Annotated in this window: 12 protein-coding genes; 4 read left to right on the top strand and 8 right to left on the bottom strand. The window is 60.2% G+C overall.

What is annotated here, in order from left to right; genetic code table 11:
• Positions 1 to 7 precede the first annotated feature (7 nt).
• From fdhE to fdnG, 4 genes are all read right to left on the bottom strand, one after another.
• A complete protein-coding gene (fdhE, locus tag SB772_RS11655) occupies positions 8 to 1,003 on the bottom strand; it encodes a formate dehydrogenase accessory protein FdhE (protein ID WP_410833414.1) in 996 nt (331 codons plus the stop codon).
• A gap of 88 nt (positions 1,004 to 1,091) precedes the next feature.
• On the bottom strand, positions 1,092 to 1,739 hold the full coding sequence (locus tag SB772_RS11650; RefSeq protein ID WP_410833413.1) for a formate dehydrogenase subunit gamma: 648 nt from the start codon (positions 1,737 to 1,739) through the stop codon (positions 1,092 to 1,094).
• A complete protein-coding gene (fdxH, locus tag SB772_RS11645; RefSeq protein ID WP_410833412.1) occupies positions 1,726 to 2,658 on the bottom strand; it encodes a formate dehydrogenase subunit beta in 933 nt (310 codons plus the stop codon). The genes SB772_RS11650 and fdxH overlap by 14 nt, the downstream gene beginning before the upstream one ends.
• Before the next feature lie 9 nt (positions 2,659 to 2,667).
• The gene (gene fdnG, locus SB772_RS11640) at positions 2,668 to 5,736 is read right to left on the bottom strand and encodes a formate dehydrogenase-N subunit alpha (protein ID WP_410833411.1); all 3,069 of its coding nucleotides are present in this window, start codon (positions 5,734 to 5,736) and stop codon (positions 2,668 to 2,670) included.
• A gap of 209 nt (positions 5,737 to 5,945) precedes the next feature.
• On the opposite strand from fdnG, the gene selD reads away from it, so the two are divergent.
• The 4 genes from selD (at position 5,946) to SB772_RS11620 (ending at position 9,431) form a co-directional block, all read left to right on the top strand.
• On the top strand, positions 5,946 to 7,010 hold the full coding sequence (selD, locus tag SB772_RS11635) for a selenide, water dikinase SelD (RefSeq protein WP_410833700.1): 1,065 nt from the start codon (positions 5,946 to 5,948) through the stop codon (positions 7,008 to 7,010).
• 134 nt (positions 7,011 to 7,144) lie between these two features.
• Positions 7,145 to 8,212: a tRNA 2-selenouridine(34) synthase MnmH gene (gene mnmH, locus SB772_RS11630; RefSeq protein ID WP_410833410.1), complete on the top strand. Its 1,068-nt coding sequence runs from the start codon at positions 7,145 to 7,147 to the stop codon at positions 8,210 to 8,212.
• A gap of 24 nt (positions 8,213 to 8,236) precedes the next feature.
• On the top strand, positions 8,237 to 9,292 hold the full coding sequence (locus SB772_RS11625) for a permease (RefSeq protein WP_410833409.1): 1,056 nt from the start codon (positions 8,237 to 8,239) through the stop codon (positions 9,290 to 9,292).
• A gap of 4 nt (positions 9,293 to 9,296) precedes the next feature.
• Positions 9,297 to 9,431: a hypothetical protein gene (locus tag SB772_RS11620; RefSeq protein ID WP_410833408.1), complete on the top strand. Its 135-nt coding sequence runs from the start codon at positions 9,297 to 9,299 to the stop codon at positions 9,429 to 9,431.
• Positions 9,432 to 9,498: 67 nt separating this feature from the next.
• On the opposite strand, the gene SB772_RS11615 is transcribed toward SB772_RS11620, so the two are convergent.
• The 4 genes from SB772_RS11615 to SB772_RS11600 form a co-directional block, all read right to left on the bottom strand.
• Positions 9,499 to 10,710, bottom strand: a complete 1,212-nt coding sequence (locus SB772_RS11615; RefSeq protein WP_410833407.1) for a porin — start codon at positions 10,708 to 10,710, stop codon at positions 9,499 to 9,501.
• Between the two features lie 73 nt (positions 10,711 to 10,783).
• Positions 10,784 to 12,136 carry a TRAP transporter large permease gene (locus tag SB772_RS11610; RefSeq protein WP_410833406.1) on the bottom strand — a complete coding sequence of 451 codons (1,353 nt, stop codon included), beginning with the start codon at positions 12,134 to 12,136 and terminating at the stop codon, positions 10,784 to 10,786.
• A gap of 6 nt (positions 12,137 to 12,142) precedes the next feature.
• Complete coding sequence (locus SB772_RS11605) at positions 12,143 to 12,622, bottom strand: TRAP transporter small permease (RefSeq protein WP_410833405.1); 480 nt, start codon at positions 12,620 to 12,622, stop codon at positions 12,143 to 12,145.
• 139 nt (positions 12,623 to 12,761) lie between these two features.
• The gene (locus tag SB772_RS11600; protein ID WP_410833404.1) at positions 12,762 to 13,754 is read right to left on the bottom strand and encodes a TRAP transporter substrate-binding protein; all 993 of its coding nucleotides are present in this window, start codon (positions 13,752 to 13,754) and stop codon (positions 12,762 to 12,764) included.
• Between the last annotated feature and the right edge of the window lie 704 nt (positions 13,755 to 14,458).

The raw sequence follows: 14,458 nt of genomic DNA, 5'->3' as shown, positions 1-14,458 counted from the left end.
CCTGTTTCTAGTCGGACTCGCTGGAAGGGTCGGCAGCGGTGTCGGCCTGTTCCGGCCAGAGCCACGGGTGCGGCGACGCCCGCCTGTAACCTTCCTCTCCCATCAGCAAGTCCAGCGTGAGGCTGGCGAGATCGTCCGCGAAAGGATCGAAATCGTAGTCCTTCGACTGATAGCCAATCTTCCGGTAAGTATGGCATTCGTCACACGATTCCGCCTTCAAAGCCGCTTTGCCGGATTCGGCTTCTTTCGTGGCGGCATCGGCGTCCGGCGACCCGAGCGTGTGATACGCAATGCCCTTGGTCGAGTCGCAATTCGAACATTTCGTCCGGACCATGTGCCATTCGGTAGCGCACAGGCCGCATTGCAGGTAGCGGTAGTTGTCGTAAGCGCCGCCTATCCGAACCGTGCTCGCCACCGGATGAGCGCCGCAAACGGGACACAGACCGAGCGTTTCGAGGTACGGGACGTCGCGTTTGTCGATATCGGCAGCGAGGTCGGTCCAGACCACCTGGAGCGCGGCCATGATGAACGGCGCACTCGCCGGATCGACTTCGGCGAAACGCTGCGCGAAGATCGCGTCAGCCTGGGATTCGAGCGTGGCGGCATCGAGCGTTCTAAGCTTTGCGATGAGCGCTTCGAGCGGTGGCGTGAGCGGGCCGGCGGCTTGCAGCTTGTCGAGCAACTGAATCAGAACCTCGTGCCACGCCGGATCGCGCACACCGGACAGCGCCGGTATCAGCGGCATCGAATGCTGTTGCGCGCTCGCGATCAATTCGGCGCCGGGCGGCTTTGCCTTGAAGCCTGTCATGACTGCTTGCTGCGCGTCGGCAAGCGCGGCCATCAGCCGCAAGTAGCCGGCGATCGGATTGCCGAGCGCCGCCAGCTGGCGCAGCCGCGCGGCACGAGCCGAAAATACCGCCAGGCGCTCAGGTGTACGAATGCGAGGAATGGCCGAGTGATCGAGCGACTCGATATCGCCGGCTTCAAGGATGCGTTGAACCAAAGTATCGACCTCTGAAAACTGAAGAGCCGCCGCAGTTCATCGAACAAAGACGGCGGCCCGGTTGCAGTGCGGTAAAAAACGCGCAGCGCTACTTGCCGATTATCTCCTTGAACCAGTTCGGATGATGCTTTCTCGCCCAGCCGTACGTCACGGTGCCGCGTGTCATCGCGCCGACCGATCCCTTGACCCACAAGGCCGCATAAATATGCACGACGATGCCGACAATCAGCACGAACGCAGCCGCCGCGTGCACAACTGCCGCGAAGCGGATGATATCGATCGGAAAATAGATCGAGAAATACCGCCGCCAGATCACGATGCCGCTTGCCAGCAACAGCAGCAAACAGACCACCATAGTGAAAAATAGCAGCTTTTGACCGGCATTGTACTTTCCGATCGCCGGGAGTTTTTCCTCGCGATTGTTGAGCACGTCGCCGATCTGTTTCATCCACTGAATGTCGGCGCGGTCGAGGTAGTTGTGATGCCAGAAGCGCAGCGCAAGAATCAGGAACGAGATGAACATCACGCAACCGACGAACGGATGCAAGATCCGCGTCCATTGCCCGCCACCGAAGATCGCGTAGAGCCAGGACATCGCCGGATGAAACATGGCGAGTCCGGAGAGCGCCAGCAAAATGAACGTGATGGCGGTGATCCAGTGATTCGTACGCTCATTCGGCGTGTAGCGCACGATCCGGCTGTTGCCCTTCACGTCTTTCAGGTCAGTGTGTTTCATCAGACGACTCCCGGGAACGGCGTGCTTCGTCGGCTTCGCGCTGGGCTTCGGCTTCTTCCGCCTCGGTCACCTCGTTCGGACCCACGCGCGTGTAGTGGAAGAAACCCGCCACGGCCGCAAGCGCGATGCCTGCCAGCGCCAGCGGTTTCGCGAGCCCCTTCCAGAGCATAACCATCGGACTGATCTTCGGATTCTGCGGCAAGCCGTGATAGAGGTTCGCCTTATCGGCGTGATGCAGCACGTACATCACATGCGTGCCGCCCACCCCGGCCGGGTCGTACAGGCCCGCGTTCTGGAAACCCCGTTCCTTCAGATCGACAATCCGATCCGCCGCCTGCTGCTTCATGTCCTCCTTGGTACCGAACATGATCGCGCCGGTCGGGCAGGTCTTCACGCAAGCAGGTTCCTGGCCGACAGCCACACGGTCCGAACACAGCGTGCACTTGTACGCGCGATTGTCCTTCTTCGAAATGCGCGGCACGTTGAACGGGCAGCCGGTCACGCAATAGCCGCAGCCGATGCAGTTTTCCTCGTGAAAATCCACGATGCCGTTGGTGTACTGCACGATCGCGCCCGGCGAAGGACAGGCCTTCAGACAGCCGGGATCCTCGCAATGCATGCAGCCGTCCTTGCGGATCAGCCATTCGAGATCGCCTTCCGTGTTCTCATACTCCGAAAAGCGCATGACGGTCCACGAATGCTCGCTCAGATCGCGCGGGTTGTCGTAGATGCCGGTGGTTTCACCCACTTCATCGCGCAGATCGTTCCATTCCATACACGCCGTCTGACACGCCTTGCAGCCGATGCACTTCGAAACATCGATGAGCTTGGCGACCGTCCCTGTAGCCGGCTCGCGGACTTGCGGCTCCGGCAGGGTGGTGGCCGAGAGGCGTTTGATATCCAGTGATTGCAGTGCCATCTCAGCTCCCTAAGCCTTTTCGACCTTGACGAGGAACGACTTGAATTCGGGTGTCTGCGAATTCCCGTCGCCCACGGAAGGCGTGAGCGTATTGACGAGATAGCCCGGTTTCGTGAGTCCCTTGAAGCCCCAATGCAACGGCAACCCGACTGTCTGGACTTTTTTCCCCTCGATCATCAGCGGTTTGATGCGCTTGGTCACCAGCGCGACAGCCACGATATGCCCGCGATTGGACGACACCTTGATGCGATCCCCCGCGACCACGCCGATATCCTTCGCCAGATCCTCGCCGATTTCCACGAATTGCTGCGGCTGCACGATCGCGTTCAGGCGCGCGTGCTTGGTCCAGTAGTGGAAATGTTCGGTCAGACGATAGGTGGTGGCCGTATGCGGAAAGTTCTCGTGCGTGCCGAACGCGGCACGGTCGTCCGGAAACACGCGCGCCGCCGGATTGCTGACGACTGCCTTGTTGTCCGGATGCAGCGGGTTGTAGCCGAGCGGCGTTTCAAACGGTTCGTAGTGCTCGGGGAACGGTCCTTCCACCAGACCGTCGCGCGAGAAGAAACGCGCGACGCCCTCCGGATTCATGATGAACGGATTCATGCCGTTTTCCGGCGGTTCATCGACCTTGAAGTCCGGAATGTCCGCCCCTGTCCACGTCTTGCCGTTCCACGCGATCAGCTTGCGGGTGGGATCGAACGGCTTGCCGCTGACGTCGCATGACGCCCGGTTGTACAGAATGCGCCGGTTTGCCGGCCATGCCCATGCCCAGCCGAGCGTCTGCCCGATGCCCGTCGGGTCGGCGTTGTCGCGCCGGCCCATCTGGTTGCCCGCCTGGGTCCACGCTCCGCAGAAGATCCAGCAGCCGCTCGCCGTGCTGCCGTCGTCGCGCAACAGCGCGAAGCCCGGCAACTGTTCGCCTTTTTTAGCGAGCACTTTGGTTTTGTCGACTGGATCGGTGACGTCGGCGAGCGCCTTGCCGTTGAACTCCATGGCGATTTCTTCAGGCGTCGGGCTTTCCGGGTCCGCATAAGGCCAGCTCATATTGAGAATCGGATCGGGATACTTGCCGCCTTTCTCCTTATAAGCCTTGCGGATGCGCAGCCACAGCCCCGACATGATTTCCAGATCGCTCTTCGATTCGCCCGGGCCAGCCGCGCCCTGCCAGTGCCACTGCAGCACCCGGCTCGAGCTGACCAGCGAGCCGCGCTCTTCCGCGAAACACGTGGTCGGCAGACGGAAGACTTCCGTCTGGATCGACGACGAGTCGACGTCGTTGAACTCGCCGAAATTCTTCCAGAACTCGGACGTTTCGGTGGCGAGCGGATCCATGATGACGAGCCACTTCAGCTTGGCCAGGCTCGCGCCGATCTTCGCCTTGTTCGGCGCCGCGGCGAGCGGGTTGAAGCCCTGCGCGATATAGCCGGTCATCTTGCCCTGGTTCATCAGTTCGAAAACCTGCAGCATGTCGTACGATTTGTCGAGCTTCGGCAGATAGTCGAAACCGAAGTTGTTCTCGGCGGTTGCGTTATCGCCCCACCATGACTTCATGAAGCTGACATGGAACGCGCGATAGTTGCGCCAGTAGCTGAGCTGGTTCGGCCGCAGCGGCTGGCTCGCGCGCTTCTTGATGAAGGCGTCGAAGTCTTGCTCCGCTTCCATCGGCAGCGTCATATAGCCCGGCAACAGGTTCGACATCAAGCCGAGGTCGGTCAGCCCCTGAATGTTCGAGTGACCGCGCAGCGCATTCATGCCGCCGCCCGCAATGCCGATATTGCCCAACAGCAACTGCACCATCGCGCCGGTGCGGATAATCTGCGAGCCGACCGAATGATGCGTCCAGCCGAGCGCGTACAGGATCGTGCCGGCGCGTCCGGGAACGGCCGTCGACGCGAGCATCTCGCAAACCTTCAGGAACTTGTCCCTGGGCGTGCCGCAGATCCTTTCAACCTGCTCGGGCGTATAGCGCGAGTAATGCTGCTTCATCAACTGATAGACGCAGCGCGGATGCTGCAGCGTCGGATCGACTTTCGCAAAGCCGTCGTCGCCGCGTTCGTAGTCCCACGAGCTCTTGTCGTAGCTGCGCTTGTCGGCGTCGTAGCCGGAATACAGGCCATCCGTGAACGAGAAATCCTCGCGGACGATGAACGGCATGTCCGTGTAATTCTTGACGTACTCGTGCTGGATCTTGTCGTTGGTGAGCAAATAGTTGATCACCCCGCCGAGGAACACGATGTCCGAGCCGGTCCGGATCTGCGCGTAATAATCCGCAACCGATGCCGTCCGCGTAAAGCGCGGATCGACCACGATCAACCTTGCCTTGCGATGCGCCTTCGCTTCCGTGACCCACTTGAAACCGCACGGATGCGCCTCGGCCGCATTGCCGCCCATTACCAGAATCACGTCCGCGTTCTTGATGTCGACCCAATGGTTCGTCATCGCGCCACGGCCAAACGTCGGGGCAAGACCTGCCACCGTCGGGCCATGTCAGACACGTGCCTGATTGTCGAATGCGAGCATGCCAAGACTGCGGACAGTCTTGTGCGTCAAATAGCCTACTTCGTTACTGCCGGCCGATGCGGCGAGCATGCCGGTGGTCAGCCAGCGGTTGACCTTCTTGCCGTCTTCCGTCGTCTCGACGAAATTGGCGTCGCGGTCTTCCTTCATCAGTTTGGCGATGCGATCGAGCGCGTCGTCCCACGAAATCCGCGTCCATTCTTTCGACCCAGCCGCGCGATATTCCGGATACTTCAAACGGCTCGGACTATGAATGAAGTCGATCAGGCTCGCGCCCTTCGGGCACAAGGTGCCGCGATTCACCGGATGATCGGGATCGCCTTCGATATGGATGATGCTGGACCTGGCGTTCTTGGCGTTGTCGCCGAGCCCATACATCAGGATGCCGCAACCGACCGAACAGTACGGGCAAGTATTGCGGGTTTCAGTTGTGCGCGACAGTTTGTATTGACGGACTTCCGCCAACGCGGGTGCCGGTGAGAAGCCCATCAGGGCCAAACTCGATCCGGCGAGCGTGGTGGCGGAGACTTTCAGAAACTGTCGCCGGGACATGTGGGACATTGATGGCCTCGGCTTTTTGAGGTACTGAAATTGATTATGGGGTTCCATGTCGAATTGTGCAGCGAACCCCTTGGGCACTTGAAGCTGAATTGCCGCATGACTGTATTGCTGTATTTTGCTGAATTGCCCGGCGACGTATGTCCGCCACCCCTGCGCCGGGCCGAAACAACCATCATAATGTGGTCCTACCACGCCCGAAATCCGCACCAATGACCGATACCACCGCAAACGCGACCCATTCCCCGCGCCTGACCAGCCTTTCACATGGCGGAGGCTGCGGCTGCAAGATCGCCCCCGGCCTGCTCGCCGACCTGCTCAAGCGCAGCGCACCACTGCCCTTCTTCCCCGACTTGCTGGTCGGCAACGATACCGCCGACGACGCCGCCGTCTACAAGCTCAACGACGAGCAGGCGATCGTCGCCACGACCGACTTTTTCATGCCGATCGTCGACGACCCGTTCGACTTCGGCCGTATCGCCGCGACCAATGCCCTGTCCGACGTTTACGCGATGGGCGGCAAGCCCATCATGGCGCTGGCGATCGTCGGCATGCCGATCAACGTCTTGCCGCACGACGTGATCGCGGCTGTGCTGAAAGGCGGCGAATCCGTGTGCGCCGAAGCCGGCATTCCGCTCGCGGGCGGCCATTCCATCGATTCGGTGGAACCCATCTATGGCCTGGTTGCGCTCGGCGTGGTTCATCCCCAGCGCGTCAAACGCAACGCAGCGGCTCAGGCGGGCGATGTGCTGATTCTCGGCAAGCCGCTGGGCGTGGGTGTGCTGTCGGCCGCATTGAAAAAAGACCGGCTCGATTCAAATGGCTACGCCGCCATGATCGCGGCCACGACCAAACTCAACCGGCCGGGCGCCGAGCTGGCAGCGCTGGACGGCGTCCATGCCCTCACCGACATCACCGGTTTTGGCCTGCTGGGCCATACGCTGGAGCTGGCCCGCGGATCGAATCTGACCGCGCGCGTGTGCTATGCAGACTTACCCTGGCTGCCCGACGTGGTCGAGTTCGCGGAGGCCGGGATTTTCACCGGCGCTTCGGGACGCAACTGGGCTGCGTACGGAGACGCTATCGCCTTGACATCGTCCTTGCCGCCGACGGCCCGCACCCTGCTCACCGATCCGCAAACCTCCGGCGGCCTGCTGGTTTCGTGCGCAGCGGAAGCGGTCGACGACGTTCTTGCCATCTTCCGCGCCGATGGATTCGGTCAAGCGTGCGTCATCGGCGAGATGGTCGACGGCGCAAGCCGCGTCGAAGTGATCTGAGCAAGCGCCCGTCACGGGCGACGGGTGATGCGCGCTGCCGGTCCGGCGCTGCTCCTTTTGGCGCTTCGCGGCGGCAATGACGCCGCGTGCGATAATTTGACTCCGCCCGCCGGCCTGCATCGACCGTATTCCCCTTGAAAAATCTTCTCGTCAGCCTCGATAAATCAGGTGATTTCGATGAAATCATCGATGTGCGCACGCCCCTTGAATTTGCTGAAGACCACATTCCAGGCGCGCTGAACGCGCCTGTGCTGAGTAACGAAGAGCGTGTGCTGGTCGGCACCATGTATAAACAGGTGTCGCCTTTCGAAGCCACCCGGGTAGGCGCGGCGCTGGTGGCACGCAATATCGCGCGGCATCTGGAAACGACCTTCGCCGACCGGCCGCGCAACTGGCGGCCGTTGATCTATTGCTGGCGCGGCGGCAAGCGTTCCGGTTCGGTCACGACGCTCTTCAACATGATCGGCTGGCCGGCGCGGCAGCTCGACGGCGGCTACAAGGCTTATCGACGGGCAACGCTCGACACCCTTGCCTCGTTACCGAAGACGTTCAAATATATCGCGCTGGTGGGCCCGACCGGCAGCGGCAAGACCCGCCTGCTCGACGCGTTGAGCCAGGCTGGCGCTCAAACGCTGGACCTCGAAGCGCTGGCTTCGCACCGTGGGTCCGTGCTCGGCGCCTTGGCGGGCGTCCCACAGCCTTCGCAAAAGCGCTTCGATACGCTGCTGGTGACTGCACTGCGCGCGTTCGATCCCGAGCAGCCGGTGTTCGTCGAAGCGGAGAGCCGGCGGATCGGTTCAATTACGTTGCCGCCCGCGCTCCTTGAGACGTTTCATCAGGGTGCATGCATCGAGGTGTTGTCGAACCGTGAAGATCGTGCGGCATTTCTGCTGCATGACTATGCGCATCTGTTCGACAATCCCGAATCGCTGAAAGGACAGCTTCAAAAACTGATCGGGCTGCACAGCCGCGAGCGTGTGACGAGCTGGCAGCAGCTCGTCGACGAAAACAGGCGCGCCGACCTCGCTAGCGAGTTGATCGAACGGCATTACGATCCGGCGTACGCGCGCAGCAGCCACCAACATTTCGTGCAACTGCCGCACGCGATGCAAATGAATTTTCGGCCCAATGACGCCGACGTCGTTGAACAGGCGAAGGCACTCCTTGCCCGGCTGGACAGCAGCGCCCTCGCCTCGATCTGATTCAAATTTATAGTGAACGCCCCTATGCAAACAACGCTTCGGCAACCCCGTGTCGCGCTCGGCTGGATCGTGTTCCTGTTGATCGCCGTGATCGGCCTCTTCTATGTGAAGTGGTTCCCTTACTACAACCGCGCTTTCGTCGCCGCGAGCCAGCACGCCATCGGCAAGTCGATCCTGATGGGCACGTCGTCGAGCGCGCCGGCGGCATCGTGGCAGGCCGCCATCGATTACGCGCTGGCCTACGGCAAGGCGATCTGGCAAGCGATGGTGCTGGGGCTTCTGCTGGGCTCGGCCGTGCAGGCGCTGATTCCGCCGCAGTGGGTTGCGCGCGTGCTCGGCCGCACTGATTTCAGCAGCGTGGTCAACGGCGGGCTGATGTCCTTGCCCGGCATGATGTGTACGTGCTGCGCGGCACCGGTCGTAGCGGGCTTGCGCGCCCGTCAGGCTGCGCCGGGCGCTGCAATCGCATTCTGGCTTGGCAATACAGCGCTCAATCCGGCCACGCTGATCTTCATGGGCTTCGTGCTCGGCTGGCAATGGATGGGCTTGCGGCTGGCGCTGGGCCTCGTGATGGTGTTCGGCCTCGGCTACCTCGTGAACAGAATGGTCACGCCGAAGGAAGCCCAGGCATCGCGCGAAGCCATGGCACAACTCGTTGCGAACGACGATCCCGGTACCGCTTTCACGCGCTGGGTGAAAATCCTCGGAAGAATGACGATCCGGCTGGTTCCTGAATACATCGTGCTGGTGTTGATTCTGGGCGCCGCGCGGACGTGGCTGTTTCCGCACATTGGACCGGACATCGATAACAGTCTGCTGTGGATCGTCGGGCTCGCCATCGCAGGGACATTGTTTGTGATTCCGACTGCGGGCGAAGTGCCGATCATTCAGGCGATGCTTGCCTTCGGCATGGCGGCCGGCCCGGCTGGCGCCTTGCTCATGACGCTGCCTTTGATCAGCGTGCCGTCTATGGCTATGCTCGGGCGTTCGTTCCCCAAGCGCGTGTTGACCGTGGTGGCGTTGGCGGTGGTCGCTTGCGGGATCGTGAGTGGATTATTGGCGATAGCCTTGGGGTTTTGATCTCATGAAACACATCGCAGCTTTCTCTATCGCGGCCTGGTCGGCCGCGGCCATTCTTTACTTCGGGCAGCACTCGGTGTCGATGATCGTCGTAAGTGGGGTCGTCGCGCTGGCCGGCTTCGATCTGTTCCGCCCCTAAAGCAAGCGCAGGGAGCGGTTCGCCTGAACGTGGCGGCGTCAATAGACGCCGCCACCACACTACCCGATTAGAACCGGTGAATGATGCCTACACCCGCAGCAAACTGACTGCGTGACGACGACGGCGCGCTGTTCTGGCCATCGCCGATATCCGCAGTTGCGTTGATGATGCTCGTGGCTGTACCGGCCTTGTTCGGGACCAGGGTCTGGCCGCTCGCACGTTGATAGGCCTCCAGCGCATACAGACCGGTACGCTTGGACAGGCTGTAGTACTGCGAGAGGTTGAACTGCTGATAGCGAGCCGAACTCGAGATGCCGTTCGACTGCGTTGCACGCGTATAGCTATAGCCCGCGGCGAGATCCAGCACCGTGATCGGCTTGAAGTGCAGCACCGCGCCGGCGGTGTTGAAGATCGCCTCGTTGTGGAACGCCGAGTGGATGCCCGGGATGTATTGCACGTTCGAATACGAGAACGAGACGTCCCATTGCGAAGAGAATGCATAACCACCCGTCACTGCGACGCGTTGTTGCGCCTGCGCGGTCTGGTAGCCGTTGTTAATCCCCGACACACCCGGCTGCGCGCCCGCATTCGACGCGGTGGAGTCCGCGCCCCACGCGCCGCCGCCCGGCGTCGAGTTATTGATGCGCTGGAAGCCTGCCGCGATACCGAACGGACCGTTCAGGTACTGCACTGCCGCGCTCCACGTCGAACCGGCATTCGTGCTGCCCGCCACGCCGCCTAGCGCATACGATCCGCTCACGGTCAGGCCGTGCAGGCTCGGGGACGTGTACACCAGCGAATTGTTCACGCGGTACAGCGTATCGAGCGAATCGATATCGCCCGGGTGTGCGCCGTACGCGCCGGTCAGCCACGTGGTCGGGCTATACGGCGACAGCAGCGTGTAGTACGACGTGTACTGGCGGCCTGCCGTCAGCGTACCGTAGGTGGTATTGGTCACACCGACATACGCTTGACGGTTGAACGCCAGACCGGAAACGGACTGTGCGCCGGTCGCGCTGTTAAAGCCCTCTTCCAACTGGAAAATCGCTTTCGTGCCGCCGCCCAGGTCCTCGCCGCCCTTCAGGCCGAAGCGGCTGCCGGCCCAAATGCCGTTGACCATCTTGACGACCGAGCGGCCGCCCGAGGTCGAACCGAGCGAGGTCTGGCTGCTCTGATAGCCGATCCCCGTATCGACGATCCCGTACAGTGTCACGCTGCTCTGAGCGTGCGCACCGAGGGCGACCAATCCCAGGGCGGAGGTTGCCAATGCCTTTTTCATTTCTGCTCCTCTTTAAAAAACTTATTGTTCATCTCTGGCGTTGTCTCGACATCGCCGATTCCAGATCCGCGCGTCAAAACACCGGATGTCCATTGATCAGGCTGGGCAACCACGTTGAAAACATCGGAACATAGGTCACGATGTTGATCGCGCTGAAGATAGCCAGGTAATACGGCCATGCCACCTTGGTAGTTTCACCAATCGACACATTGCCGATTGCACAGCCGATGAACTGCACCGACCCGATGGGCGGATGAACGAGCCCCAACGCACAGTTCAGCAGAATCATGATGCCGAACTGCACGGGGCCTACGCCGCTATGCATCGCCATCGGCAGGAACAACGGCGTGGTGATCAGGATGTGCGCCGCCATGTCGACAAACGTGCCGAGAAAAATCTGAATGATGTTGATGTACAACAGCATCAGCCAGGGGATGGTCGTCGCGCCGTCGAGCAGACGTTCGATGGCGTCGGGAATCTCCAGATACGCCATCTGGTAGCGCAGCATATTCGACACGCCGATCAGCAGCAGCACCACGCCAGTGGTTTTAGCCGCCTTGGAGAGCGCCACGAACAGCTTTTTCAGCGTCATCGTGCGATAAACGATGATGGTCAATACCAGCGAGTAAGCCACGGCAATCGCTGCCGCCTCCGTCGCGGTCGCAATACCTCTGGCCACGCAGACCAGGATGATCGCGATCACCATCAGGCCGGGCAATGCGCCGAGGAATGTGCGGCCCACCGCGAACCAGCCCGGAAACCGTTGCAATTCGGTCGAGCCGTCGGGGCGTCGCGGATAGCCGTAGCGAACCGCTTGCCAGTAAGCGGCAATCAGCACGAAGCCCATCACCCACAGCACCGGCAGCAGGCCGGAGAACAGCAGATCGCCGATCGAGACGCCGCTCATCGGGTGCCCGTTCAAGGTTCCCGTGATCCCTTGGGCGGCGAACGCATAGATGATCATGTTCGTCGACGTCGGCATCAGCGCGCCGGCCAGCGACGAGTGCGTGGTGACATTGACCGCATAAGCTGCGCTATAGCCTTCCCGCTTCATCAGCGGAATCACGACGCCGCCCATCGCGGACGTATCCGCGGTAGGCGAACCGGACACGCCGCCGAACAGCGTGCACGCGACCACGTTGGCCATGCCGAGGCCACCGCGAAAGTGCCCCACCGTGGCCTGCGCGAAACGCAGGATGCGATCGGCGATGCCACCGTGCAACATCAACTCGCCGGAGAAAATGAAGAACGGGACCGCGAGGAACGAAAACGCGTTCATGCCCGAAATCATCGACTGCATCGCCGTGGCAGCCGGCAGGCCTTCATACAGATAGGTCAGGACACACGACAATCCCAACGCGAAAGAAACAGGAACCCCGAAAACGAGGAAAACGAGGAAGCTGACGGAGAGGATGGCAAGTTCCATGATGTTCTATTTTTGTTTCCGTGCGAAAAGCGCCAGAAGGTGCTCGAACGAGAACAGCGCGATACAGGCGCTGGCAATGACCGGAATGAAGTACCGCAGAGCTTCGGGCAAGCCCAGAATCGGGATCCGGTCTTCCAGCGTGGTTTCCGCCATCTGCAAACAGCCCAGGAAAATTGCCACGGACAATGCGATCAGGCAAATCTGCTGGAAGGCCTCCGCGATGACCTGACCTTTCGGCGGCAATTTCTTGACGAGCGAGTCGAGCCCGATATGGCCGCTCTCGCGAACTTTGAGCGCGGCGCCGAACATGGCGATGACGATCACCAGCAGCAAGGCAATGGGTTCGACGAAATCCGGTGCATCGCTGAAGACATAGCGCATCACGACGCTGTAGACGACAAGCAGGCAGAGCGCGGCCAGGCTTACCGACGCGACGATACCCAGCACGCGGACGAGAAAATCGTTTGGGCGTTTCATGAATCTCATTGACCCCATCCTTGCAAACAACGGACTTATCCTTAATCTTCAGGAATCCTGTTCTACTTCATCGATTCATGAAACCGCGCGGTGAACAGGCCGGCAGATCATTCTGCCGGCCTGTTCACCGCCACCTGGTTTCCGAACCTTATTTGACCGCCTGGATTTCGTCGACAAGCTGCTTCATCTGCGGCGTCTTTTCGTACTTGGCCCATACCGGCTGCATGACCTTGACGAAAGCAGCACGATCGATCTGCGACGCCGCGAGGATCGTCGCACCGCCCTTGGTGACGGTCTTGCTCGCATCGTTTTCGCGCGCGGTCCACAACTTGACGTAGTACGGCACGGAGTCGGCCGCGGCCTTTTTGATGACGTCCTGTTCCTGAGGCGCCAACGTATCCCAGACCTTTTTGGAGAACACCAGTACTTCCGGGGTCATCGAATGCTGGGTCTCGGAATACACGGGGGCTACTTCGAAGTGCTTGGTCTCTTCGTAAGACGGGAGGTTGTTTTCCGCTGCATCGACCAGCCCCGTCTTCAATCCCGTATAAACCTCGGCGAACGGCATCGGCGTCGGGGTGCCGCCCATCGCCTTGATCTCGTCGACCATCAGGTCAGACGGCTGAACGCGCACCTTGAGGCCCTTCATGTCGGCCGGCGAGTGGATGGCTTTCTTGGTGTAGATCGAACGCGCGCCGCTCTCGTAGAACGTCAGCGCGATCATGCCTTTCGCCTTGAAGGCGTCGAGAATTTTCTGCCCTTCCGGGCCGTACATCACCTTGCGGAAATGGTCGATGTCGCGAAACAGGAAGGGGAGCGACGGAATCATCGACTCGGGAACGATCTCGTTGAACGCTGCACCATTGCAGCGGGCCATGTCCAGTGCGCCAATGCGCACCTGATCGATCGTATCGTTTTCGGAACCCAGAGCGCTATTGCCGAAGACCTTCACCGAATCCTTGCCACCGGTCGCCTTGCTGATCTCTTCGCCCATGTACTTCACGGCCATGTTGGTCGGATAAGTGTCGCCATGCACGTCCGACACGCGGAACACACGCGCGTGTGCCGACGCGGTACTGAATGCCAGCACAGAGGCCGCGATGATCATCGGAACATGGGAAGAGGCAAACTTCTTTTTCATTGTGACATTCCTTGAAAAATAGACCATCCGATCGATTACGTATGCTGCGGGATGGTTTTTAACGCGTATTTCGGTCTCAGAAAAATCCGCTTTTTGTTTTATCAGCCATACGATCGCCACCTTCTCGGGTGACGAGGTCTTTGCCGTGTCGACGTGTTCGACATCGCGGACACACGCGCACTACCCACCTGTTCAGCAGCTCAAACACTTTTGAGATAAGAAACACCAAACCGGCTTGTTGTACGACGACGTATGAAGTCTATAAAACCAGGTTGTCGTTGTACAGACGGTATTTACCCGCACGGTAAGCGTTCTGCAAGATGAATTGGCAGCATGCTGCCATGGGACAGCAGGCGTGCTGCGTCGATCGTCAAGCCCGCCAGGTGCGCTGAATACTCTATTTTTTCGTAGATCCAGTCGAGACCGCACAGTGGCGTCGGCTTCCGTTAAGTTGTACGACAAGTGATGAATAATTAGATATTCGACGAAACGGAGGACTTGAACGACCGTCGAGAAAGGCGTCGCGAGATTGCCCGAGCAAACAAATCAACCCTGCCGCCGGCCCGCAATTTCATTTATTGAGAACCGCCGAGAATGCGACGCTAAAAGCGTTCAAAATAGTGATCTAAAAGAAATTGAAAAAAAGCGCTGGGCCAATTTGAGTTTTCTTGATATCCGACCCGACTTGCCGCGAACACTTTAAT

Origin of the sequence: Paraburkholderia sp. SIMBA_030, assembly GCF_046535245.1 — a bacterium.
Classification (GTDB): Bacteria; Pseudomonadota; Gammaproteobacteria; order Burkholderiales; family Burkholderiaceae; genus Paraburkholderia.
Note: the sequence above shows the minus strand (reverse complement) of the source record. Positions and strands in the feature narration are given on the sequence as shown.